The 23,869-nt window shown below is 72.5% G+C and carries 22 protein-coding genes; 14 read left to right on the forward strand and 8 right to left on the reverse strand.

Annotated features, from left to right (window positions below):
- Positions 1-28: 28 nt before the first annotated feature.
- The 6 genes from ABZZ04_RS10295 to ABZZ04_RS10320 all read right to left on the reverse strand — a co-directional run bounded on the left by ABZZ04_RS10295 (position 29) and on the right by ABZZ04_RS10320 (position 5,155).
- Complete coding sequence (locus ABZZ04_RS10295; protein ID WP_356931749.1) at positions 29-256, reverse strand: helix-turn-helix transcriptional regulator; 228 nt, start codon at positions 254-256, stop codon at positions 29-31.
- Between the two features lie 235 nt (positions 257-491).
- On the reverse strand, positions 492-1,772 hold the full coding sequence (gene glsA, locus ABZZ04_RS10300; protein WP_356931750.1) for a glutaminase A: 1,281 nt from the start codon (positions 1,770-1,772) through the stop codon (positions 492-494).
- Between the two features lie 154 nt (positions 1,773-1,926).
- On the reverse strand, positions 1,927-2,511 hold the full coding sequence (locus tag ABZZ04_RS10305; protein WP_356931751.1) for a hypothetical protein: 585 nt from the start codon (positions 2,509-2,511) through the stop codon (positions 1,927-1,929).
- A 118-nt stretch (positions 2,512-2,629) separates the two neighbouring features.
- Positions 2,630-3,409, reverse strand: a complete 780-nt coding sequence (locus tag ABZZ04_RS10310; protein WP_356931752.1) for a polysaccharide deacetylase family protein — start codon at positions 3,407-3,409, stop codon at positions 2,630-2,632.
- Positions 3,410-3,644: 235 nt separating this feature from the next.
- Positions 3,645-3,959, reverse strand: a complete 315-nt coding sequence (locus ABZZ04_RS10315; protein WP_356931753.1) for a hypothetical protein — start codon at positions 3,957-3,959, stop codon at positions 3,645-3,647.
- 221 nt (positions 3,960-4,180) lie between these two features.
- Positions 4,181-5,155, reverse strand: coding sequence for a WYL domain-containing protein (locus tag ABZZ04_RS10320; RefSeq protein WP_356931754.1), 975 nt, complete (start codon positions 5,153-5,155; stop codon positions 4,181-4,183).
- Between the two features lie 290 nt (positions 5,156-5,445).
- On the opposite strand from ABZZ04_RS10320, the gene ABZZ04_RS10325 reads away from it, so the two are divergent.
- On the forward strand, positions 5,446-6,186 hold the full coding sequence (locus ABZZ04_RS10325) for an NIPSNAP family protein (protein WP_356931755.1): 741 nt from the start codon (positions 5,446-5,448) through the stop codon (positions 6,184-6,186).
- Between the two features lie 174 nt (positions 6,187-6,360).
- Here the strand turns inward: ABZZ04_RS10325 and ABZZ04_RS10330 are convergent, their stop codons facing one another.
- Complete coding sequence (locus ABZZ04_RS10330) at positions 6,361-7,290, reverse strand: alpha/beta fold hydrolase (RefSeq protein ID WP_356931756.1); 930 nt, start codon at positions 7,288-7,290, stop codon at positions 6,361-6,363.
- A gap of 154 nt (positions 7,291-7,444) precedes the next feature.
- Here ABZZ04_RS10330 and ABZZ04_RS10335 point away from each other — a divergent pair, with 154 nt between their 5' ends.
- Positions 7,445-8,128 (forward strand): TetR/AcrR family transcriptional regulator, encoded by a 684-nt coding sequence (locus tag ABZZ04_RS10335; RefSeq protein WP_356931757.1) that lies wholly within the window; start codon positions 7,445-7,447, stop codon positions 8,126-8,128.
- A 26-nt stretch (positions 8,129-8,154) separates the two neighbouring features.
- Here the strand turns inward: ABZZ04_RS10335 and ABZZ04_RS10340 are convergent, their stop codons facing one another.
- Positions 8,155-10,224: a bifunctional serine/threonine-protein kinase/transporter substrate-binding domain-containing protein gene (locus ABZZ04_RS10340; RefSeq protein ID WP_356931758.1), complete on the reverse strand. Its 2,070-nt coding sequence runs from the start codon at positions 10,222-10,224 to the stop codon at positions 8,155-8,157.
- Positions 10,225-10,466: 242 nt separating this feature from the next.
- On the opposite strand from ABZZ04_RS10340, the gene ABZZ04_RS10345 reads away from it, so the two are divergent.
- The 12 genes from ABZZ04_RS10345 to ABZZ04_RS10400 form a co-directional block, all read left to right on the forward strand.
- Positions 10,467-11,390, forward strand: a complete 924-nt coding sequence (locus ABZZ04_RS10345; RefSeq protein ID WP_356931759.1) for a hypothetical protein — start codon at positions 10,467-10,469, stop codon at positions 11,388-11,390.
- Positions 11,391-11,955: 565 nt separating this feature from the next.
- Complete coding sequence (locus ABZZ04_RS10350; RefSeq protein WP_356931760.1) at positions 11,956-13,224, forward strand: ATP-binding protein; 1,269 nt, start codon at positions 11,956-11,958, stop codon at positions 13,222-13,224.
- On the forward strand, positions 13,221-13,631 hold the full coding sequence (locus ABZZ04_RS10355; protein ID WP_356931761.1) for a roadblock/LC7 domain-containing protein: 411 nt from the start codon (positions 13,221-13,223) through the stop codon (positions 13,629-13,631). The genes ABZZ04_RS10350 and ABZZ04_RS10355 overlap by 4 nt, the downstream gene beginning before the upstream one ends.
- Positions 13,628-14,002, forward strand: a complete 375-nt coding sequence (locus ABZZ04_RS10360; protein ID WP_148836551.1) for a DUF742 domain-containing protein — start codon at positions 13,628-13,630, stop codon at positions 14,000-14,002. Before ABZZ04_RS10355 ends, ABZZ04_RS10360 begins: the two co-directional genes overlap by 4 nt.
- Positions 13,977-14,567 carry an ATP/GTP-binding protein gene (locus ABZZ04_RS10365; protein WP_148836550.1) on the forward strand — a complete coding sequence of 197 codons (591 nt, stop codon included), beginning with the start codon at positions 13,977-13,979 and terminating at the stop codon, positions 14,565-14,567. The genes ABZZ04_RS10360 and ABZZ04_RS10365 overlap by 26 nt, the downstream gene beginning before the upstream one ends.
- Positions 14,568-14,701: 134 nt before the next feature.
- Entirely contained in the window at positions 14,702-16,093 is a 1,392-nt protein-coding gene (locus ABZZ04_RS10370) for a cytochrome P450 (protein WP_356931762.1), read from the forward strand.
- Positions 16,094-16,432: 339 nt separating this feature from the next.
- Positions 16,433-17,563, forward strand: a complete 1,131-nt coding sequence (locus tag ABZZ04_RS10375; RefSeq protein ID WP_356931776.1) for a cytochrome P450 — start codon at positions 16,433-16,435, stop codon at positions 17,561-17,563.
- 275 nt (positions 17,564-17,838) lie between these two features.
- The gene (locus tag ABZZ04_RS10380; RefSeq protein WP_356931777.1) at positions 17,839-18,543 is read left to right on the forward strand and encodes an enoyl-CoA hydratase/isomerase family protein; all 705 of its coding nucleotides are present in this window, start codon (positions 17,839-17,841) and stop codon (positions 18,541-18,543) included.
- 309 nt (positions 18,544-18,852) lie between these two features.
- Positions 18,853-21,072 (forward strand): MMPL family transporter, encoded by a 2,220-nt coding sequence (locus tag ABZZ04_RS10385; protein ID WP_356931763.1) that lies wholly within the window; start codon positions 18,853-18,855, stop codon positions 21,070-21,072.
- A gap of 100 nt (positions 21,073-21,172) precedes the next feature.
- Positions 21,173-22,459, forward strand: coding sequence for a sensor histidine kinase (locus ABZZ04_RS10390; RefSeq protein WP_356931764.1), 1,287 nt, complete (start codon positions 21,173-21,175; stop codon positions 22,457-22,459).
- Positions 22,456-23,208 carry a response regulator transcription factor gene (locus tag ABZZ04_RS10395; protein WP_356931765.1) on the forward strand — a complete coding sequence of 251 codons (753 nt, stop codon included), beginning with the start codon at positions 22,456-22,458 and terminating at the stop codon, positions 23,206-23,208. The genes ABZZ04_RS10390 and ABZZ04_RS10395 overlap by 4 nt, the downstream gene beginning before the upstream one ends.
- 112 nt (positions 23,209-23,320) lie before the next feature.
- On the forward strand, positions 23,321-23,869 hold a 549-nt coding region (locus ABZZ04_RS10400; protein ID WP_356931766.1), incomplete at its 3' end, for a VOC family protein.

The following is a 23,869-nucleotide window of genomic DNA, read 5'->3' on the forward strand; positions in this document are numbered from 1 at the left end:
CCCGGCGAACCGAAGGGTCCGGAACGAGTCAGGAGACGTAACCGCGCTGGAGGGCGAGGACCACGAGCTGGGTGCGGTTGGCCGTACCGGTCTTGTCGCGCAGCCGGCGCAGGTGCGTGTCGACGGTGTGCGGGCTGATGCCCAGCCTCCGGCCGATGCCCCAGTACGTCTCACCGCCTGCGAGCAGGGTCAGGACCTGGCGCTCCCGGGGGGTCAGGGTGGGCTCGCAGGAAGCGGTCTTCAGGGTGTTCGACATGGCGGGCTCCTCCTCGTTGACGGGATCCGGCAGCGGGCGGCCATCGGGCCCACTCGTCCGGACACCTCTCACCCTGGGGCAGCCCGGGGCGCCCCGCGACGGGGAGAACGCCTCAGCAAGCTGCGTGGCAGCAAGGCGAGGAGTCGGCAAACCGGGCGGAACCGGACAGAAGTCGGGGGCGGTGAACCGGACAGGAGTCGAGTGGTTGCCGTGGCCGCGGGGCGGTGGCGGCGGGTCAGGCCCGGGTGCACCAGGACAGGGCTTCTTCACGGGTGCGGAACATCTCCCAGGTCCGGGGGCGGCCCTCGCCGGCTTCGATGAAGGTCTCCTGGGCGGCGACGGCGGCGCGGTGGCCCCGGTCGGCGAGGTCGTCCAGGACTGCGGCCAGCCCGGCCGCCGGGCCGGGCAGCACCCCGGTGACCGCGGTCAGGTCCACGACCATCCAGCCCGGTGCGGACGGCGTGACCTCCCCCACGGCGTGCACCAGTGCCTCGAACTCCGTGAATTCCAGGATGCCCTGGGCGGTCACCACGCCGATGGCCCGGCCGTCGCGTTCGAAGCGCTCGGCGCCGGTCACGGTCGTGGCGCGCAGTCCCGGGCCGTGCATGATGTGGAGGCCGAAGCGCTCGGACATCTCGCCGAGGGCCGCCACGGCGCGGACCGGGTTGCCGGACCCGTCCAGCGGCGGGCTGTGGACGGCGATGCCGAAGCGGGCGGGGCTGGCGGCGATGAGGCCGCCGGAGACGCCGCTCTTGGCGGGCAGGCCGACGTCGAGGAGCCACTCGCCCGCGCCGTCGTACATGCCGCAGGTGGCCATGACGGCCAGGACGCGGACCGCGTCGGGTTCGGCGACGGCCTGGACGCCGGTGACCGGGTTGCGGCCCCCGTTGGCCAGGGTCGCGGCCATCACCGCCAGGTCGACGACGGTGACGCGGACGGAGCACTGGCGGAAGTACGTGTCGGCGGTCTCCTCGGGGTCGGCCCGCAGCGAGCCGGCCGAGTGCATCAGATAGGCCAGGGCACGGTTCCGGTCGCCCGTCGCGGCCTCGCTGGCGTAGACGTCCTCGTCGACGTCGAGGGGCCGGCCCGCGAACGCCGACAGGCAGGCGAGGATGCGCCGGAAGCGTTCGGCCGGGCCGTCGGCGCGGACCAGTGCGGTGGTGGCGATCGCTCCGGCGTTGATCATCGGGTTGGCGGGGCGTCCGGTGTCCCGCTCCAGGCTGATGGCGTTGAAGGGGTTGCCGCTGGGCTCCGCGCCGACGCGGCGCAGCACCTCGGCGGGGCCGAGGTCGCTCAGCGCGAGGGCGTAGACGAAGGGCTTGGACACCGACTGGACGGTGAACGGCGTGTCCGTCCTCCCCGCCCGGTACGTGTGTCCGGCCATGCTGACCAGCGCGATGCCGAAGTCGTCCGGGTCGGCCGTCGCCAGCTGGGGGATGTAGTCGGCGACCTGTCCGTCGCGCAGGCCGCTCAGTCGTCGGTGGACCTCGTTCAGGGAGTCCGTCACCGGATCCATTGCATCGGGCCTTCCTCGGGGGTTCGGGCCTTCCTCGGGATTCGAGGTCCAGCCTGCCCCGGGGAGGGCGGGTCCGTCCGGTGCGCCGCGCCCTCGTGCCGGACCGTTCCCCCTCTTCGGCCTCGCGGAGGGGGTGTCGGTCACGGGGGACGGATCAGCCCCGGGGGACGGGTCCGCGGTGGTAGCCCAGTTCGAGGTAGCGGGTGCGGGCGCTCCAGGGGCCGAGGTCGGGGGTGTCGACCATGACGTCGTGCCAGGGGTGGGCGTCGGTGCCGGGGATGAGCGGTGGGGTGCCGGGGCGGTCGGTCCAAAGCCGGACTCCGGACCGGGGCTCGCGGGCCTGCTCCCACCGGCCCATCGAGAACATGCCGGCGATCTGGTGCACGGCGACGAAGCCGTACACGCCGTCCCCGGAGTCGTCGGGGTCCAGGCGCTCGACGAGGGCGCGCCGCAGGATGCCCCCGTCCGGCGGCCGCACCTCGGGCCGGAAGCGGTACACGAACCGTTCCAGCCTGATCGAGCCGATGCGCGACAGCCGTGTCCGGCCGAGCGGGACGACCAGGGGCTTGCCGCCGTTCCAGGTCAGCGTCCGGTTGCGACCCAGGTAGCCGGGCTCGCTGAAGAGCGTGACGTGGAGGTGTTCCCTGCGGTCGGGGCGGCGGTTGTGCAGCAGGCCCGCGCCGGTGGCGGCGCCCAGGCCCAGTCCCGCCAGGAGGATTCCTCTGGTTCTGCGCTTCATCACGTCGTACTCCATTCCCGAGGGGACGAGTGCCTGGGCCGGGACGGGGCGCGGTGTCCGTGCGGGCGGGCCCGGTGCCGGGGCGGACGGGCGCGGTGTCCGTGCGGGCGGGCGCGGCTCACCGCACGGGGAAGCCGAAGGAGTACCCCTCCTGCCTCAGCCAGGGCAGGACCTCGCCCAGGGCGGCCACGGTCTGGGAACGGTCCCCGCCCGCGTCGTGGAAGAGGACGGTCGGCCCGCTGGTGATCTCGCGCTTGACGGTGGCGACCATGGTGTCCGCGCCGGGACGCTCGAAGTCCCTGCTGTCGACGTTCCAGCCCAGCGGTCGCATCCCCCGGGACGCGGCGAGCTTCCGGCTGTACGGGGTGAAGGCACCGCCCGGGGCCCGGTAGTACTGCGGCCGGACGCCCCCGGACGCCTTGATGATCATGCGTTCGGCATCCAGGATCTGCTTGGCCTGGTACGCCTCGGACTTGGTGTCCATGGTGGTGTCGTGCGAGACCGTGTGGTTGCACAGCCGGTGCCCGGCCGCCACGACCTTCTTGACCAGGTCCGGGTACGCCTGGGCCTGCGTGCCCACCATGCAGAACGTGGCCTTCACGTCGTTGTCCTTCAGGAGCTGCAGCACCTGCGGCGTCCAGTTCGGGTCCGGGCCGTCGTCGATGGTGATGTTGACGCCCCGGGGGCCGCTCTCCGAGGCGTGCGCGATGTCCGCCGCCACCTTCTTGACCTGCTCCTGGGACCGCCCGTCCGACGCCGAGGCGCCCGCCTGCGGGGACCGGACTCCGGTGGTGTCGGCCTGCGCGGTCCACACCGAGGTGGCGGCGGCCAGCGCCGTGACCCCCAGCGCCGCCGCGAGGAGTCGGCTGTGCCAGCCCTTTCCCTTGTGCTTCGCCACGTCTGCCCGCCCCTTTGCCGTTCTCCGTCGATGCCCTGTCTGCCCTGCCCCCATCAAGACATACGAACGCCCGTGCGGGATGCCTCTGTTACAGATCGCGGAAGAATCCGCAGAGGACCGGCGACAAACGCAGAAGTCCCGCGACGAATCAGGGGGCTCGGCGACCCGCCCGGGGACGCGGCGGCCCGCCCGGGAGCGGCGGCACGGGGCGCCCGGCCGGGCAGGAACCGCGTGGTCAGCCGCGGATCGGGCGGGTGACCACCCGGCGACGGGCGCGCAGGGTCTCCAGGACCGCCCCGAGGGCGAACGACTGGAGCAGGGCGGAGAACACGACTCCGGCGACCAGGAACCAGCCCGGTGCCACGTCGTTCCAGAGGGCCTGACCGACCGTCACCGTGACCAGGGAGGTGGGGGCGGTGAGGAGGAACGGCCACACCCCCACGATTCCGGGGTCCGAGAGCAGCGCGGCAGCGATCTCGAACACGACGGACGCGCCGACGATTCCCAGGTAGACGACCGAAGCGGGGTTGGCGAAAGTCAGACGGTACAAGGCACGGATGTTCATTGGTTCCCCCTGGAGTCGTGGTGCCCCCATGCTCCTGGCGGATCATTGGCCGGTCGTGAGTATCCGTACCCAAATTCGATTCGGTCGGCCCGATCGATTCGATCGGCCCGGTCGGCCCGGTCGGACGGTCGGCCCGGCCGGACGGTTACGGGATCGGCTCCCGACGCCGGCTCCCCGCTCCCCACCCCCGTTCCCGGCTCCCGTTCTCAGCTCCCGTAGGTTCGGGCGAGTATCCCCACGACGGTGGCCATGGCCCGGCGGAGTTCGGCCGGTGCGACGACCTCGACGTCCCCGCCGAGCCTCAGCAGTTCGCCGCAGGCGTGCTCGGTGCCCTCGATCGGGATGACCGCCTCGACCCAGCCGTCGTCGCCGACCGCGGTCGCGGTGGAGTCCACCGCCCGCACCACCTCCGGGGGGACGTTGTCGGGGAGGCGCCGGCGTCCCCGGGGCGACAGGCGGACGGTGGCCGTGCCGGTGTGGCGGCGGGCCCGGAAGTCGTCGAGGTAGGCGGCCCAGTGGGCGCCCAGGTCGAAGTCCGGCGGCCGGTCGAACCGTTCGTCGGCCGGTACCGCGTCGAGGACCTGGGCGACGCGGTAGGTCGCGGGTCCCTTCCCGGTGGCGGCCACCAGGTACCAGGTACCGGACTTGAGGACCAGACCGTAGGGGTGGAGACGGCGGTTCACCTCCTGCGGGGCGCGCCAGCGGCGGTAACGCACGTCCACCGCGCGCCGGGTGAGCACCGCGTCGACGAACAGGGGCAGGTGCGGTGTCCGTTCGGGTTCCCGGTACCAGCCGGGGGCGTCCAGATGGAACACCGCCGCGGCCCGTTCCGCCTCCTCGCGCAGTCCCGCCGGCAGGGCGGCGAGAAGCTTCAGCCGGGCCGCCGACGTCTCGGCCGTGAGCCCCAGGTCGGCGGCGGGTCCGGGCAGTCCGGCGAGGAACAGCGCCCGCGCCTCGCCCTCGTTCAGCCCGGTGAGGCGGGTGCGGTAGCCGTCGAGCAGCCGGTAGCCGCCTCCGCGGCCCGGCTCCGCGTAGACCGGCACCCCCGCGGACTGCAGGCGCGCCACGTCGCGGTAGGCGGTGCGCACCGACACGTCCAGTTCTTCGGCGATCTCCCGTGCGGACGTGCGGCCCCGCGATTGCAGCAGCAGCAACAACGAGAGCAGTCGACCGGCAGGCATGCGCACATTCTTCTCCGAACCCCGGAAAGTCGAAAAGCCGGGAAGCCGGGAGGTCGGGAAGCCGGGAGGTCGGGAAGCCGGGAGGTCGGGAGGTCGGGAGGTCGGGAGGTCGGGAGGTCGGGAGGTCGAAGCGCCGAAAGCAATCGATGCGGCGGAAGCAATCGATGCGTCGAAAGCTCCGGAAACACTGACAGCACCTGTCACACGGCTCCCCTACCGTCGGTCTCCGTGCCGGCTCCGGACGAACGGTCCGGGAGCCCGTGTGGAGAACGCCGAACAGGAGCCCTGCCGTGCCACCGAACACCGGAACCACCGGTTCGCCCGCCGTGATCGAGCTTCGCCAGTACACGTTGCGGCCCCGTCGGCGCGACGAGCTGGTCGAGTTGTTCGACCGGGAGTTCGTCGAGTCCCAGGAAGCGGTGGGGATGAGCCTGCTCGGCCAGTTCCGGGACCTCGACGATCCGGACCGCTTCGTCTGGTTGCGCGGATTCCCGGACATGGCGGCCCGCCACCGCGCGCTCACGGACTTCTACGGCGGGCCCGTCTGGGCCGAGCACGGTCCGCGGGCGAACGACACCATGGCCGACTCCGACGACGTGCTCCTCCTGCGTCCCGTGTCCGTCCAAGGCGTCCTCCCCGGTTCCCCCGCCGGACGGCCCCCGGTCGGCGCCCCGGCACCCGAGCGGTTCGTGTCCGCCACCGTGTGGTCCTTCCCGCCCGGACGGCAGGACGGCATCGCGCTGGTCCGGGACGGCCTCCTCCCCGCGCTCCGGGAGACGGGACCGGCCCCGCTCGCCCTCCTGACCAGCGAGCACGCGCACAACACGTTCACCCGGCTGCCGGTCCGCACCGGGGAGAACGTCGCCGTGCTCCTCGCCCCGTACCCCGACGAGAGCGCGCACCGCCGGCACCTCGCCGAGGTGTGGGCCCACCCCCTCGTACGGAACGAGATCCTGCCGGGTGTCGAACGGGAGCAGACGGCGGCGCCCCGGACGCTCCGGCTCGGCCCCACCGGCCGCTCGCTGATCTGACACCGGGTCGGCACCGGGGACACCGGGTCGGCACCGGGACGGCGCCGAAGAAGCACCGGGTCGGCACCGGCCGGGACCGCATCGCGGCGGAGCCGGTCGAACGGGCCGACGCCCTGGACGCGCGCCGATCAGGGCGCCGGGCGGAGGGGCGGCGAGGAGAACGGGCCGTGCCGGTCAGGCGTTGGTGGTGCGGGAGTCGGTCTCGTCGAGGAAGGCCAGCATGCGGGCGTTGACCAGGTCGGGGTGGTCGATCTGGGGGCCGTGGCCGGTGGCCGCGATGATCTCGGCCCGGGCGCCGGGGATCAGGCGCGGGACGCGTTCCAGCTGGCGCCGGGGGTGGAGCAGCAGGCTGCGCCTGCCCATGACCAGGTGGAACGGCGTCCGGATGGTGGCCAGTTCCTCGTCGGTCAGGGGGAGGGGCGCGGGGCGGCGGATGCGGAAGGCCCGTACGCCGGAGCGGATCATCGCGCGCAGTTCCGGCACGACGAGGACCGGCTGTTCCAGCCAGGCCGCCAGTCGGGGGCGCAGGGCCTTGGGGGCGGAGGTGGCGAAGAGGCTGGCGAAGATCCAGACGAAGAAGCGCAGACCGACCTTCTCCAGGCCGCCCGGGTCGAGGGCGGTGACGGAGGCGAGCCTTCCGGGGCGCAGGTGGGCCTGGTTGATGACGAGCCAGCCGCCGTAGGAGGAGCCGACGAGGTGGACCCGGTCCAGACCGAGGGCGTCGAGGGCCTCGTCCATCCACTGCGCGGCGCGCTCCGGCTGCCACATGGGTTCCCGGTGCACGCTGCGGCCCGGGTCGCCGGGGGTGTCGAGGGCGTAGACGGGGCGCTCGGCTCCGAGCGCCCGGGTGTTGGGGTACCACTGCGCGGAGCAGCCGCCGGACCCGTGGATCAGGACGACCGGGGTACGGGCCTCGACGGCCGGGTCGGTGGAGCCGTACCGGTAGACGTGCGTGGTGCCGAAGGAGGTCTCGACGTCCGTCTCGGAACGGGCCGGCGCGCCGAGCGCGTAGACGGCGTCGCAGGCGGCGAAGTACCGGTCGCGCAGGGCGTCGTTGACGTAGCGGCCGATGTCGCGGCGGGCGCGGGTGGTGTTCTCGGACATGGCGGCACCTCCGTTGAGGACCCGTTGGGGAACCGCGGGGAATCAATCCCTCGCAGTAGTGATACGACCGTACCATCATGTTGGTACAGCGGTACCATGAAGGGGTCCCGGCGCCGGGAGCGCGGATACGACCGATGGGTGGAGACACGAGAACATGCCGAAGCGCGTGGACCACGAGGAACGGCGGCGCCAGATCACCGAGGCGCTCGTCCGGGTCGCCGGGCGGCGCGGGCTGCACGCGGTCGGCATGCGGGACGTCGCGGCCGAGGCCGGCGTCTCGCTGCGGCTCGTGCAGTACTACTTCGGGACCAAGGAGAAGCTGCTGCTGCACGGGCTCCAGCAGTTGACCGACCGGTTCACCGCGCGGGTGGGCGAGCGGCTCCGGGCCTGCGGCACGGACCCCGGCCCGCGCGCGACCGCCGAGGCGCTGCTCCTGGCCTCCCTCCCGACCGACGAGGAGAGCCGGACCTTCCATCTCCTCTACAGCGCGTACGCGATCCTGTCCGTGACCGACGAGGCGCTGGCCGCCCAGCCCTTCATCGACAACCCCGACGCCGCCGAGGACGCCCTGACCGGTCTGCTGCAACAGGCCCGGGACGCGGGGCTGACCGGCCGGGACGTGGACCCGCGCGTCGAGGCCGTCGGCCTGCTCGCCATGGCGGCGGGCATGGGCACCGGCGTCCTCGTGGGCCAGCGGCCGCCGGAGTCGGCCACCGGGGTGCTGCGCCACCACCTGGATCGCATCTTCACGCCCCCGGAGGGCGAATCCGCAGAAGGCGACTCTTCGAAGGAAAGCTCCCCGAAGAAGAGTTCCCCGGGCCACGAACAGAGGACGTGAACAGGGGCTGATGCCCTGCCGTGCCCCTACTTGCCCCCGTTGACGACCGCCCGCCGCACCGCGCCCTGCTCCACTCCCCACTTCTTGAGGATCTTCGCGTACTCGCCGTTCGCGATGATGCGGTCGAGTGCCTCCCGCACGGCGTCGCGCAGGTCCGTTCCGGACTTGGCGACCGCGATGCCGCAGGGGGCGGGGTCGAGTTGTCCACCGACGAGTTCGAGGGCGCCGCCGCCCGTGCCGGTCGCGACGATGTGGGCGAGTACGGGGAAGTCGGCGAGGCCGGCCTCGGAGCGGCCCGCTCTCACGTCCTCGCAGAGCTCGTTCACCGTGTCGAACTCCCGGACCTTCGGGTTCCCCCGGCCCGTCTCCCCCACGTAGTCCCGGGCCAGACCGCCGCGCTCGACGGCGACCGTCCTGCCGGACAGGTCGTCGGGGCCCTCGACTCCTTCCGGATTGCCCTTGCGGACGAGGAGGCCGAGGCCGATGCCGAAGTAGTCGATCATGTCGACGCCGCGTCCGGTCCCGGTGCCGCCCGTCCGTCCCTCCTGCCGGTCCCTGGTGTCGGTCATCGCCGACATGACCAGGTCGAACCGTCCGGCGTGCAGGCCGGCCAGCAGGCCGTCGAAGGTGGCGCTCTCGAACTCGAACCGCACGCCCAGTTCACGGCCGAGTGCGTTGCCGAGGTCGATGTCCACCCCGACGGTCCTGCCGTCGGTGTCGATGTACTCCATGGGCGCGTAGGTGGGGTCCAGGCCGACGGCGACGACGCCCTTGTCGCGTATCCCCTTCGGCAGGGCGGCCGTCCGGGCCTTTCCGCCGGACTTCGAACCGTCCGGGGAACCACCGGTGCCGCCCGTCCGGCTGCCCGTGTTCCCGGTGCCGCCCGTCCACAGCGTCCAGCCCAGTGCCCCGCCGCCCGCCACGACCCCGGCCCCGGCCAGCGCGGCGAGCACACGACGCCGACTCGGGGCCGGGGCCGGGGCCGGAGCCGGGGCCTGGACCCGGGTCGGAGCCGCGTGCCCCTTGGTCACGAAAGCGGTGGGTACGGCGTCGGCCTGCACGGCGGCGGTGGGCGCGGCGGCCGTGGGCACGGCGTCGACGGGGCCCGAAGTCCCCGAGGTACCGGCGGGGCCCGAAGTGCCTGACGTGGCGGAGGGGTCGGAGGGGTGCGGCGCGGCCGGGAGCCGGAGCGGCCGGGTCGGGCCGCCCCGACCGGACAGGCGGTCCAGCTCCTCGGACAGTTCGCGCAGCCGTACGGAGACGGGTTCCGGCAGCCAGTCGGCGTACGGGCCCGGGGGGCCGGCCCGGTTCATCAGGACGGGCAGCGCGGGCCGCTGCCCCGGCTCCCTCGCCAGGCAGTCCGCCGCCAGTTCCCGCAGCCCGTCCGGCAGGCCGTCGAGCCGCGGCTCCTCGTGCACGGTGCGGTACATGAGGACCTGCGGGTCGGCGCTCCCGTACGGGCCGCCGCCCGTCGCCGCGAACACGATCACCCCGCCGAGCGCGAACACGTCCGCCGCACCCGTGACCTCGGGCCCCGACATGGTGAGCTGCTCGGGCGCCATGAAGCCGGGGGTGCCGAGCGCGGTGCCCGTCGCCGTCAGGGCCGTCTCCGCGGCCGAGTACGCGATGCCGAAGTCGATGACGCGCGGGCCCTCGGCCGTGAGCAGGATGTTCGACGGTTTCAGGTCGCGGTGGACCAGACCCTGCGCGTGCACCGCCGCCAGGGCGTGCAGCAGGCCCGCCGTCAGCAGCCGCACCGTGGGACCGGGCAGCGGCCCGCCGTCGCGCACGGCGTCGGTCAGGGAGACGCCCGGCACGTAGTCGGTCGCCATCCAGGGCACGTCGTCGTGCGGCGCGGCGTCGACGACGGGGGTCACGAACGGCCCGCTCACCCGCCGGGCGGCGGCCACCTCGCGGGCGAAGCGCGTCCGGAACCCCTGGTCGTCGGCCAGTTCGGAGCGCGCGGTCTTCACCGCCACGGCCCGCCCGTCCGCCGAGTGGCCGAGATAGACCCGTCCCATGCCGCCGCCCCCGAGCAGCCCGGTGATCCGGAACGGGCCGATCTGCCGCGGATCGTGCTTCGACAGCGGTCGCACCGGGTCCCCCTACTCACGACGGCGATTGAGTACGGCAGTATTCCGCACCCGCCCGCACCCTCGTCCGCGCCCCCGCCGCACCGGCGTTGTCAGTGCGCACTGTTAGCTTCCTGCCCGCGCCGCCGAGGAGATTCCAGCCGCCCCCACAGGACCGGCCCGTCCGGCACCTGAACGTCCGGCGGCGCGCGTACGACCCCGTCCCGGCCCACCGGGGCGGGCAGTGCTCCCATGGAGGAAGAACCTTGTCGAAGAGCAGCATGGCGGGACGCGGGGCGGCCCGTGCGGCGGCCGTCCTCACGGCGGTGGCCATGGCGGTGGTGGCGGCCCCGCTGTCGGGCACCGCGCAGGCCCACGAGGCGGTCTCGGGATCGCTCTCGTTCGCCGGTGAGCCCGGAGAGTTCGTCTCGGACGGGCAGTCCCAGCAGTTCGCCGCGGGATCGGTCGAGATGTTCGACGTCACCGGCCCCACGGACGAGAACGCCGCGGGCGTCACGATCGTCACCCCCGAGGGCCGCCGCTGGTCCCTCCACCTCCAGGCCCCCGACGGCCAGAAGCTGACCGAGGGCACCACCTACGCCAACGCCTCCCGCTGGCCCGACGCCCGGCCGGAGGACCCGAAGCTGGAGTTCGGCGCGGACGACCGCTGGTGCACCACCGGCACCGGCTCCTTCACCGTCTCCCACATCTCCTACGGCCCCTACGGCTACATCCGCGAGCTCGACGCCACCTTCGAGCAGTACTGCAACGGCTCCACGCTGCCCCTGCGCGGCGAGGTCCACGCCCGCACCGCCGAGCCGCCGGCCGAACTGGCCATCGGCCTGGGCCTGAACCCCGAGGGCCGGCTCGACACCAAGAGCGGCGCGGTCACCGTCGGCGGCACGGCGACCTGCAACAAGCCGGCCCGCATCTCGCTCTCCGGCCTGGTCGCGCAGACCCAGAAGACCGGCGAGGCGGTCGGCCGGTACGAGGGCCAGGTCGTCGACTGCGTCCCCGGCGCCCCGGTCCCGTGGAGCGTCACCATCCCCACCACCGCGATGGAACCGGGCATCTCCTTCCGTACCGGAACCGCCATGCTGCGCGGCTTCGGCAAGGCGGACGACCGCGACTACCCGGCGAGCGTGAACGCCGGTGACAACACGACACAGATCACTCTGGTCAAGTCCTGACCCTTCAAGTCCTGACTCTTCGACACCTTCCGTGCCACACCCGACACATGCCGTCCGTCGCATCTGCCGCACCTGTCACATGGCGCGGCACTCGTGGCACCTGACACGTGCCACACTGCATCCGACACCCGGTACCCGGCACGTGCCGCATCGCACCCGACATCCGGCACCTGACACGTGCCACTTCGCATGCGACACGTGGAACGTGACGTGCGACACGTGAAATGTGAAATGTGACTCGGGGCTTCACGGGCAGTTCACCCGTGAAGCCCCGATCGCTTTACCACCGGTGCGGGAAAATCACCACCGGTTGTGAACATTCGGAGTCAAGCGTGCAACTGGCGCGCCGGTCTTGACAATTGACTGTCTGACCGATGTTAAGATCATCTTACTTCCAGTGGGCTGACGGCATATGGGGGCATTCCGGGAGGGATGAATTCCTCGGCCACACATCCGGAGGGGCCTTCCTCGGGTGGCGCAAGCAAGGGCTCGACCAGCCCGGAATATGCGACGCACGAGGGAGTGCTGAGCCGTTTCCCTAGCCATGGCACTTGAAGTGAGTTTCATGACATTTGCACAGGGCCCTCTTTTCTGGGCACTGGTTGTCGTCGCGCTGATCGCCGTGGGTGCCGTTCTGCGCGCTCGCAGGATCAATATCGGACTGCGCAGACAGAACGCCGAAATCCGGGCCGACCGTGATGCGTTGCAGCGCAACCGGGACGAACTACACATGGCCCACACCACTTTGACGCATCGTCATTCCTCTGAGCTGGCCGAGGTCCGCAGGGATGCCGAGGAGGAGACCAAGGCCGTTCTCAAGGCGGCCGTGCGCACCCTCCAGGGGCTCGCGGACGAGCAGCAGGTGGTCATCGAGAACGCCCAGCAGAAGCACGGCGACGACCCCGGCATGCTCGCCGACCTGATGGCCGTCGACCACGCCAACAGCCAGTTCGGGCGCCGCGCGCAGGGCATCGCGGTGCTGTGCGGCGGCTGGCTCGGGCGCCGGGAGACCGTCGCCTCGGTCTTCGACGTGGCCCGCAGCGCCCAGGGCCGCATCCGGCAGTTCGACCGGGTGCGGATCAACGGGCAGGTGAACTTCTCGGTCGTCAGCAAGGCCGTGGAGCCCATCGCGGTCGTCCTCGCCGAGCTGCTGGCCAACGCCACCAACTACTCCGCCCCCGGCACCCCGGTGGAGATCAACATCCAGGCCGTGCCGAAGGGCGTCTGCATCATCGTCGACGACGCCGGTCTCGGCATGGGGCAGGAGGAGAAGGACCGTGCCGCAGCGCTCCTCGCGCCGCAGGCCGCGATCAGCGTCTCCAGTCTGGGCATTCCCCCGCAGTTCGGCTTCGCCGTCTCCGGCGTGCTGGCCGCCCGCTACGGTTTCAGGGTCTCGGTGGACTCCGTGTCCCCCTACGGAGGTGTGCGCGCGGTGATTCTGCTGCCCGACGAATTGCTCACCAACGACGTGCCCGTCGCTCCCCCGGCCGCCGCCGTCCACCACGAGGCGGACGTGGCGGCGTTCCCCCGGCGTCAGGTGCCCGCTCAGTCGGCCCCCGCCCAGTCGGCCCCCGCGCAGTCCCCGACCCCGCTGTTCCCGCCGGCCTCCCACCCGGTCGTCACCCCGCAGCCCGCCGGGCCCGCCGGGGCGATGCCCACCACCGCCGGCGGCCTGCCCAAGCGTCGTCGCAAGAGCCCCGTCTCGGTGGTGCCGTCGGCCGAACCGGTCCCGGTGCGCAGCAGTGAGGAGACCGCTTCCCGCCTGGGCGCGTTCCAGCGCGGAACACGGTCCGGGCGCGACATGACGACGACGGAAGGACCCGAGTTCCCGTGAACCCCGATCTGACCTGGGTGCTCAACGATGTGATCCAGGTACCCGGCGCCCGGCACGCCATCCTCGTCTCCGCCGACGGCCTGCTGCTGGCCAGCTCCAGCAGCATCGGCCGGGACGACGCGGAGACCGTGGCGGCCGCGATGAGTTCCATGCAGTCGCTGAGCCGGGCCGTCGCCCCCTTCATCGGGGCCCAGGTGCCGGGCCGCTGGCGCCAGACGCTGCTGGAGTACGAGCACGGCTGGATCTTCCTGATCGCGGCGGGCTCCGGCGCCTACCTGGCCGCCGCCGCCGCGGCCGACGTCGACATGGAGGCCATGTCCTTCCGCATGCAGCAGCAGGTCACGGCGCTGGGGAAGGCGATGACCACACCTCCCCGCCACAACGCGGGGGCGGGAATCGACGCATGACGACGCCGGGCGAGGAACAGTCGGTCAACAGCGGGTTCGTCCGGTCCTACGTGATCACCGGCGGGCGCGGTCTGCCCGACGCGGGGGACCTCTCCCTGGTCACCCTGGTCACCATCGCGCCGGACCGGCAGCCGCCGGCCAACGCGAGCCCGGAGGTCCGGGCGATCTGGGAACTGTGCTCCGGCGGTTACCTGTCGGTGGCCGAGGTGGCGGGCCATCTCGGCCAGCCGGTCGGGGTGGCCCGGCTGCTGCTGAACGACTTAGCGGAACAGGGTCATCTGATGCGCCGCAAGGCGCCGCCGCCGGCTCAGCTCGTTGACAGGAAGATCCTCGAAGAGGTGTTGCATGGACTCCACGTCCGGTTCGGCTGAGAGCATCTATGTGCCGGACGCGGTGCGGCGTGCGGCGAAGATCCTGGTCGTCGGACACTTCGCCGTGGGCAAGACGACGCTCATCGGCACCCTCTCCGAGATCACTCCGCTGCGCACCGAGGAGCGGATGACGCAGGCGAGCGCCCACATCGACGACCTGCGGGGCGCGCCCGACAAGGTGACCACCACGGTCGCACTGGACTTCGGGCGTCTGACGCTGAGCGACGAGCTGGTGCTGTACCTGTTCGGCACCCCCGGACAGCAGCGCTTCGTCGAGCTGTGGGAGGACATGGCTCGTGGTTCGCTCGGCGCGCTGCTCCTCGTCGACCCGGCCCGTCTCGCCGACACCTTCCCGGTGATCGACCTGGTCGAGACGTACGGGCTGGAGTACGCGGTCGCGGTGAACAGCTTCGATCCGTACTCGCAGCACGCCGAGGACGAGCTGCGCGAGGCCCTGGACCTGCTGCCGGACACCCCGGTCGTGTACTGCGACGCCCGGGACGAGAAGTCGTCCGCACAGGCCCTGATCACCCTGGTCCAGCACCTTCTGACCCGCGTGGCCTGAAGGCCCCCGGCCGGCGGGAGCCGGCCCGGCGCCCCCGACCGCCCGTTCCGCCCGCCGGTACGGGCGGTCCGGGCTCCGTTTTCCGTCCACCCTCCGGGTCCCGCGGGGCCCGGACCCACATCGAGGAATGACATATGGACTCGTCGACGGGAGCCACCCCGTACGGCGCCCCCACCGGGTGCCCGATGCACGGGGAGCGGCAGACGTCGCTCTACGGGCCGGAGTTCGCGTCCGACCCGCAGCGCGTGTACGACGCGTTCCGGGCACACGGCCCCGCCGCCCCTATCGAGCTCGCCCCCGGGGTGGAGGCCACCCTGGTCGTGCAGCACGAGGCCGCGCTCCGGGTGCTGCAGAACCCGTCCTTCTTCGCCCGGGACGCGCGGCGCTGGGCCGCACTGCGGGAGGGACGCGTACCGCTCGACAGCCCGGTGCTGCCCATGATGGCGTACCGGCCCAACTGCCTGTTCACGGACGGCACCGAACACCTCCGGCTGCGCAAGGCGGTCACCGAGAGCCTCGGCCGGCTCAACACCACCCGGCTCAGCCGGGACGTGGAGCGCATAGCCGACTACCTCATCGACCAGTTCATCGAGCGCGGCACCGCCGACCTGCTGGGCGAGTACGCGAAGTTGCTGCCGCTGCTGCTGTTCAACCAGCTCTTCGGCTGCCCCGGCGACATCGGCGACCGGCTGACCCGCAGCATGTCCGCCATCTTCGACGGCGAGGACGTGCTCCGGGCCAACGACGAGCTGACCGAGTGCCTGATGGAACTCGTCGCGCTCAAGCGGCGCCAGCCCGGCGAGGACATCACCTCCTGGCTCATCCAGCACCCGGCGGGGCTGCGGGACGAGGAGCTGAAGGACCAGCTCGTCATGCTGATGGGCGCGGGCATCGAGCCGGAGCGCAACCTGATCGCCAACGCGCTGCTGCTCATGCTGTCCAGCGACACCGGGGCCGGGCAGCGGCGGGGCACCGGGATGCTGGTCGAGGACGCCCTCGACGACGTGCTGTGGAACAACCCGCCGATCGCCAACTACGCCACGCACTACCCGGTGCAGGACGTCGACCTGGGCGGTACGACGCTGCGGGCGGAGACCCCCGTACTGATCAGTTTCGCCGCCGCGAACAGCGATCCCGCGCTCACCGACGCCCGTCAGACCCTCAGCAAGGGCGCCCATCTGGCCTGGGGAGCGGGCCCGCACGTCTGCCCGGCGAAGTCCCCCGCGCAGCTCATCGCCCTCACCGCGATCGAGAAGATCCTCAACACCGTGCCCGATCTGACCCTCGCCGTGTCGCCCTCCGGCGTCGAATGGCGGCCGGGTCCGTTCCACCGCGCGCTGGTGTCGCTGCCGGTCCGGTTCAGCCCGAGCCCGGCTCGCGGCGCCAAGACGGCGGCGATGCAGACGCCCGTTTCGCCCCGGATCGCCGTACCGGGCGAGGCGCCCGCCCCGTACCCGGACCACACCCAGCAGCCGAAGAGGACGAAGGGCTGGTGGAGTTCCTTCCTGGACGTCTTCCGCGCCTGACCCGCGCGGAGGCGGACGACTTGTCCGCACAAACCGGTGTTTCACGCCATCAGGTGCAGGCGTTCCGGAGGGAGTCGAGGACACGCCCGGCATATGACAAGGGGCCGGGCGGGCCTTTGTCTGTGATAGGGGCAACAGGGATCCACGCATGGTTGCCACATGTGGAGGGGTAGGTTCTGCCGGTAACCAGGAGCCCAGGTCAAGGAACTCTGCGTGAGCGCTATAGGTGGCAAAACCGGCCCCCGTGACGGCCGCCGGGCCCTCATACCCCTCCTACGACGTCTCAGGTCGCCGGAGGGGCAGGCGGATCCCTACCCCGTACTGGCCTCGCTGCGCGACATGGGCGATGTGGTGCGCGCACCCTGGGACGCGTACTTCGCCACCGGCTTCGACACGTGCAGCGAGGTGCTTCGCGGCCGCAACTGGTTGGCTCCGGACTTCGCCTGGCAGGAACGCCAGGCGGACACCGAGCGCTGGGAGGCGGTCGCGACGCGGGAGATGACCAAGACCCTCTCCCGCCTCAACGCCCCCGAGCACACCTGCCAGCGCCGCAGCCTCGGCAACCTCTTCGACCGGTCGACCGTCCAGCGGCTGACCCCGCAGGTCGAGGAGCACGTCACCCGGCTCCTGGACGAGCTGGCCGACAAGATGCGCTGGGGCGAGGCCGACTTCGTCAGCACGGTCAGCGAACAGCTCCCGATCAGCACCATCGGGAGCTGGCTGGGGATACCGCCCGAGGACTACCCCCATATCCTGGAGATCACCCACGACCAGGTGCACGCCCAGGAACTGCTGCCCACCAAGGAGCAGCTGGCCGTGTCCGCAGAGGCGACCGTCCGGCTGCGCGCGTACTTCACGGAGATGGTGCGCAGGCGCCGGGAGCAGCCCGGCAACGATGTCCTGACGGGCTGGATCCACACCTGGGACGCGCGGGAGCCCGACCGCGAGCGGGCGGACGAGATCCTCTACCGCCTCACCATGTTCGTCACCATCGCCTCGCTGGAGACCACCGCGACGCTGCTGTCGGCCATGGTGGAGCTGCTGCTGAAGGAACCGGGCCAGTGGGAGTGGCTCGCGGAGCACCCCGGGCACATCGACTCCGCCGTGGACGAGGTGCTGCGGTACGACCCGCCGATCCACATCAACACCCGGATCGCGGCCGAGGACACCGTGCTGGCCGGTGTGCCGATCGCGAAGGACAGCATGGTCCACGTGCTGTACGGGGCCGCCAACCACGACCCGCGGCGCAACGAGAACCCGGACACCTTCGACATCCGGCGCAGCGGCACCCACCTCACCTTCGGGGGCGGGGTGCACTACTGCCTGGGCGCGGCCCTCGCCCGCCTGGAGGCACGCACGCTGCTGACCCAGCTGCTGAAGCGTTTCCCCACCCTGCGCACCGTCTCTCCCGCGGTCTACGCGTCCCGGCTGGTCTTCCGACGGGTCACCTCGCTGGGCGTGGCGGTATGAAGCCCTCCCTCACCGAGGGCCGTTCCGCGACCGGAAGCCGTTCCGCCGCCGGCGGCCGTTCCGCCACCGGCAGCCGGACCTCGACCGGAAGCCGGACCGCCGCCGAGCGCCAGCCCGCCGCCACCGGGCCCCAGCCCGCCACCGCCGAGCCCCAGCCCGCCGCAGGCAGCCGGCCCGCCACGAACCGCCGGTCCACCGCGACCCGCCGCCCCGCCACCGCCCGACGCTCCTCCCGCAAGCGGCGGAGCGTCCTCGACGTCCGGCGCGAGGGCCCCCTGCTGCACATCGGACTGAACTCCCCCGCCACCGGCAACGCGGTCACCGAGGCGATGCTCGACGAGCTGCTGACGGTCCTGGCGGTGCCGGACCCCGACGTGCGGGTACTGGTGCTCAGCGGGGCCGGCGACGACTTCTGCCTGGGCGGCGACCGCGACGAGTTCGCCGACTGGCTCGACGAGGACCCCACCGGGCGGGGCATCCGGATCGCGGGCGACAAGGCCCGCCGGGTCTGCGAGGCGATCTCCACCAGCCAGGCCGTCACCATCGCCCGGGTCCAGGGCAAGGCGATCGGCGCGGGCCTGGCGCTGGCGCTCGCCTGCGACCTGCGGGTCGGTGCCGAGAACGCCCGTTTCCGGCTGCCGGAACTGGCCCTCGGCCTGCCCACCGCCTGGGGCGGTCTGCTGCCCCGGCTGATCCACGAGGTCGGGGCCGCCCGCGCCCGCGAACTCATCCTGACCGGGCGCGCCTTCGACGCCGCCGAGGCGCACTCGCTGTCGATCCTCCAGCGCGTCGTCCCCGAGGACCGGCTCGACGCGGCGGTCACGGAGTGGGCGAAGCCCGTCGTGCGCCGCCCCGAGGCCGCCCTGCGCGTCACCAAGGCCCTGCTGAACTCCTACGCGGCCCCCACCCGGCTGGCCGACCCGGCCGTGCTGGACGCGGAGTTGATGGCCACCGTCGCCGCGGCCACCCGGAGGCGGTAGCCACCGTCCGCCCGGCGCCGCACGCGGAAGCCCGACGCCGCACGCGGAAGCCCGGCACCGCACACCGGTCCCCGGGGCCGCACCCGCCCCCGGGACGGTGCGACACGCCCCTTCCGTCCTGTCCCGGGAGCAGGACGGGCCGGCCGCGTACTGCAACGACAGTACGGACGAGTGCATGCGGCCGCACGACGACGATGACGTCCCTCTTCACGAAGGATCGAGGCATTGCTCCGGCCGGTCCACGGGTCCGCCGGAGCGCGGCACACCCGCCGCCGTCCTGTCGCCCGATCCAGACTGGAGCGCCGCTTCGTGGCTACCTTCCTCTACCGGATGGGCCGCTTCTCCTTCCGGAGACGCAGGCTCGTCGCCCTGCTCTGGGTGGTGGTCCTGGCCGCCTGCGCGTTCGCCGCGGCCAAGGCGCCGACCGCCGCCGAGGACGGGTTCTCGATGCCCGGAACGGAGTCGCAGAAGGCGTTCGACCTGCTGGACCGGCGCTTCCCGGGCGGCAGTTCGGACGGCGCCGAGGCCCGTATCGTCTTCGTCGCCCCCGAGGGGCAGAAGGTCACCGCGGGCGCGAACAGGGCGGCCGTCGAGCGGATCGTCGCCGACGTGGCGGCCGGCGACCAGGTCAAGGCCGCCCTCGACCCGTTCAGCACGCCCGGGGCCGTGAGCAAGGACGGCAGGACCGCGTACTCCACCGTCGCCTACGACGCGCCGAACATCGACCTCACCGAAGCCACCACCGGAACGCTGGAGAACACCGCGAAGACCGGGCGGGAAGCCGGGCTGACCGTGGAGCTCGGCGGTACGGCCCTGGTGCCGGAGAGCGAGATGGGCGGCACCACCGAGCTCATCGGGGTGGCCGCCGCCGCGGTCGTCCTGCTCATCACCTTCGGGTCGCTCGCCGCGGCGGGCCTCCCGCTGCTCACCGCGATCGTCGGCATCGGCGTGGGCGTTGCCTCGATCGTCGCCATCGGGATGTCCACCACGACCACCACGCTCGCCCTGATGCTGGGGCTCGCGGTCGGCATCGACTACGCACTGTTCATCGTCTCCCGCTACCGCACCGAACGCGCCGAGGGCCACGACGCCGAGGAGGCCGTGGCCAGGGCCGTGGGCACGGCGGGCTCCGCGGTCGTCTTCGCCGGCCTCACCGTCGTGATCGCGCTGGCGGGCCTGGCCGTCGTCGACATCCCCGTCCTCACGCAGATGGGCCTCGCCGCGGCGGGCACCGTCGTGGTCGCCGTGCTCGTCGCGATCACCCTGCTGCCCGCCCTGCTCGGCTTCTGCCGCCGGGCCGTCCTGCCGCGCGCCGCACGCCGCGCCCCCGCCGGGGGCGACCACGCGCGGCACACCGGGAACGACCGGCCCGGCGCGGGCACCCGCTGGGCCCGCCTCGTGATCCGCCGGCCGCTCGCGGTCCTGGTGCTCGGCGTCCTCGGCCTCGGCCTGATCTCCGTACCGGCGCTCGACCTCCAGCTCGGCATGCCGGGCGACGAGGTGAAGTCCACCTCGACCACCCAGCGCCGCGCCTACGACGCCCTGGCCGAAGGCTTCGGCCCCGGTTTCAACGGCCCGCTCACCGTCGTCGTCGACGTCAAGGGCTCGAACGACCCGAAGGCCGCCGCGGCGCGGGCCGCGAAGCGGCTCGCCGCCACCGACGGCGTCGTCGCCACCACGCCCCCCGCCTTCAACGAGGCCGGTGACACCGCGGTGCTCACCGCCGTGCCCGCCGCCGGCCCCAGCTCCGAGGAGACCACCGACCTCGTCCGCACCATCCGTGACGAGGCGTACGGTCTGCGGGCCGAGACCGGCGCGACGATGCTGGTCACCGGCACGACCGCGGTGAACATCGACGTGTCGCAGAAGGTCACCGACGCGCTGGTCCCCTATCTCGCGCTCGTCGTCGGCCTGGCCTTCCTGCTCCTGATGATCGTCTTCCGCTCGCTGCTGGTACCGCTCAAGGCGGCGCTCGGCTTCCTGCTGTCCGTGACGGCGGCCTTCGGCACGATCGTCGCGGTCTTCCAGTGGGGCTGGCTCGCCGACGCCCTCGGCGTCGAACAGACCGGGCCCGTGATGAGCATGATGCCGATCTTCCTGATCGGTGTGGTCTTCGGGCTGGCCATGGACTACGAGGTCTTCCTCGTGACCCGGATGCGCGAGGCGTACGTCCACGGCGAGAAGCCCGGCCAGGCGATCGTCACCGGCTTCCGGCACAGCGCCCGGGTCGTCGGCGCCGCGGCCGTCATCATGATCGCGGTGTTCTCCGGGTTCATCGGGATGAACGAACCGATGATCAAGATGATGGGCGTCGGTCTCGCCTCGGCCGTCCTCTTCGACGCCTTCGTCGTCCGGATGACGATCGTGCCGGCCGTGCTCGCCCTGCTCGGCGACCGGGCCTGGTGGCTGCCCGGATGGCTGGCGAGGGTCCTGCCCCGGGTGGACGTCGAGGGCGAGGCACTGGCCGCCGACAGGGCCGCGGTGCCCGCGCCGACGGCGGAACCCGCCCCCGGCCCCGTGCACGTGTGAGCAACGCCCCGGCCCGGCCGTCCTGCCGCCCGCGCGGCAGGACGGCCGGGTCGGCGACCATGGACACGAACGCACGGGAAGAACCGGACGAAGAGGAAGAGTGAAGAGACGCGTGTTCGCCGACTGGTGGCAGCGGGCCCGGCGGCACCCCCGGACCGTGGACGCGGGAGTGGCCGCGGTGCTGTGGGGCTTCGCGGTCTTCTCCAGCACCCTGACCGAGGCCCGGATCGTCCGCCTCCCACCGCTCGACTTCTCCCTCGCCGCCCTCGTGCCCTCCGTCGTCCTGCTGCTGTGGCAGCGCCGGTTCCCGCGCACGGTGGTCGTGGTGACGGCGCTGTGCGGCGGCCTCCTGGGCGCCATGGGCAGCCACATCGGCTTCGACCCCAGCCCCAGCGTCGCCGGTGCCGCCCTGGTGGCCCTCTACCTCCTGGCCCTGCACACGGACCTGCGCACGACCGCGGTGTACACGACCGTGGTGACCGTCCTCCTCCTCGGCCTCTCCGTCGCCCTGGGCAAAGGCGCGCTGCTGCGGCCCGACCAGGTCGGCACCCTCGCGTGCATCCTGCTGGCGGGCGCCGTCGGCGAGTCGGTACGGACCCGGCGCGACCATCTGACGGCCGTGGAGGCCCGCGCCGAACTGGCCGAACGCACCCGCGAGGAGGAGGCGCGGCGGCGGGTGGGCGAGGAACGGACCCGGATCGCCCGCGAGCTCCACGACATCGTCGCGCACCACATCACCCTCGCCCACGCGCAGGCGGCCACCGCCGCGTACCTGCTGCGCAGCAGGCCCGACCAGGCGCAGAAGACGCTCGACCAGCTGGCCGGCACCACGTCCTCCGCACTGCGCGAGCTCAAGGCGACCGTGGGCCTGCTGCGCCGCGAGGGCGACCCGGAGACCCCGCTGGAGCCCGCTCCCGGGCTGGCCCGGCTGCCGGAGCTGATCACCTCGTTCGAGCAGACCGGGCTGGCCGTCTCGGTGTCCGTGGAGGGCGAGACCCGGCCGCTGCCGCCGGGCGCGGACCTGACCGCGTACCGGATCGTGCAGGAGGCCCTGACCAACGTCACCAAGCACTCGGGCGGCGCGACGGCCTCGGTCCGGCTCTGTTACGCGCGCCGGCTGCTCACGCTCACCGTCTCCGACGACGGCCATGCACCACCGCCGACGACGGCGGCGGAGGGCCCGGTGAGCGCGTCGGGCTACGGTCTCATCGGCATGCGCGAGCGGGCCCTGTCCGCCGGTGGCCGGCTGGCCGCCGGGCACCGGCCGGGCGGAGGCTTCGAGGTGACCACGGAGCTCCCCCTGGAGACGACGGAACCCGGAGGAACTCCCGGCGGAGTCCCCGGCGGGCTTCCCGGGGCCGACGACGAGGAGAGGACCGCACGATGACCATCCGGGTGCTGCTGGCCGACGACCAGGCGCTGTTGGCCGGGACCTTCCGGCTGCTGATCGACTCGAACGACGACATGGAGGTCGTCGGTGTCGCGGCGGACGGCCGGGAGGCGGTGGAGAAGGCCCGCGCCACCGTGCCGGACGTGGTCGTGATGGACATCCGCATGCCCGGCACGGACGGTCTCACGGCGACCGAGGAGATCTGCCGCGACGAGGCGCTGGGCGGGACCCGCATCCTGATCCTCACCACGTTCGAGATCGACGAGTACGTGACCCGGGCCCTGCGCGCGGGCGCGAGCGGCTTCCTCGGCAAGGACGCCGGTCCCGAGGAGCTGCTGGACGCCATCCGGACGGTGGCCGCGGGCGACACCCTGCTGTCCCCCACCGCCACCCGGGCCCTGGTCACCCGCTACCTCGCCCGCCCCGAGGGCCGGGTCGCCGCGCCCGAGTCCCTGGACGTCCTGACGGCCCGCGAGCGCGAGGTGATGGCGCAGGCGGCCGAGGGCCTGTCGAACGACGAGATCGCCGGGCTGATGCACGTCAGCCCGCTGACCGTGCGCACGCACATCGGGCGCGCGATGACGAAGCTGGGCGCCCGCCACCGGGCCCAACTGGTCGCCATGGCCTACCAGTCGGGCCTGGTACGGGTGGACCCGCCGCAGGACCGGGAGCCGTACGGCCATCCCCCGTACCCCCCGCCGGGCGAGGAACCCCCGCGGCGCCGCTCCTCCCGGGGCCGCCCCTGAGAGCCTGTCGGGTGACCTCGGCCCCGCCCCGCCCTCCTCCGCCGCGCGGAGCCGCGTCCGGCTGGCTAGCGTGACAAACCGGACATCTCATCGAGTGCGAAGGAGTCGGGTCATGGCCGCACAACCGGAGGGCACACCGTGCTGGGCCGATGCGATGTTCCCCGATGTCGAGGCGGCCAAGAGTTTCTACGGTGACGTGCTGGGCTGGACGTTCGGCGAGGCCGCGACGGAGTTCGGCAACTACACGCAGGCGTACGCCGACGGCCGGGCGGTCGCCGCCGTGGTGCCCCCGATGCCCGGCCAGGAGGGCCCGGCGGCCTGGTGCCTCTACCTCGCGTCGGACGACGCCACCGCCACCGCCGAGAAGATCCGGGCGAACGGCGGCGAGACGCTGATGGACCCCATGCGGGTCGACGGCTTCGGCACGATGCTGCTGGCCCGCGACCCCGGCGGGGTCCTGTTCGGCGTGTGGCAGGCGGGCAGCCACGAGGGCTTCGAGGCGCAGCGCGTGCCCGGCGCCTACTGCTGGTCCGAGGTCTTCACCCGGGACCCCGGGAAGTCCGACGCCTTCTTCCCCGCCGTCTTCCCGTACGGCGTGGTGAAGCTGGAGGACGAGCACGTCGACTTCCGGATGTACAAACTGGGCGACAGCACGGTCATG

Source organism: Streptomyces sp. NPDC006435, from assembly GCF_040612315.1.
In the GTDB taxonomy this organism is placed as follows: Bacteria; Actinomycetota; Actinomycetes; order Streptomycetales; family Streptomycetaceae; genus Streptomyces.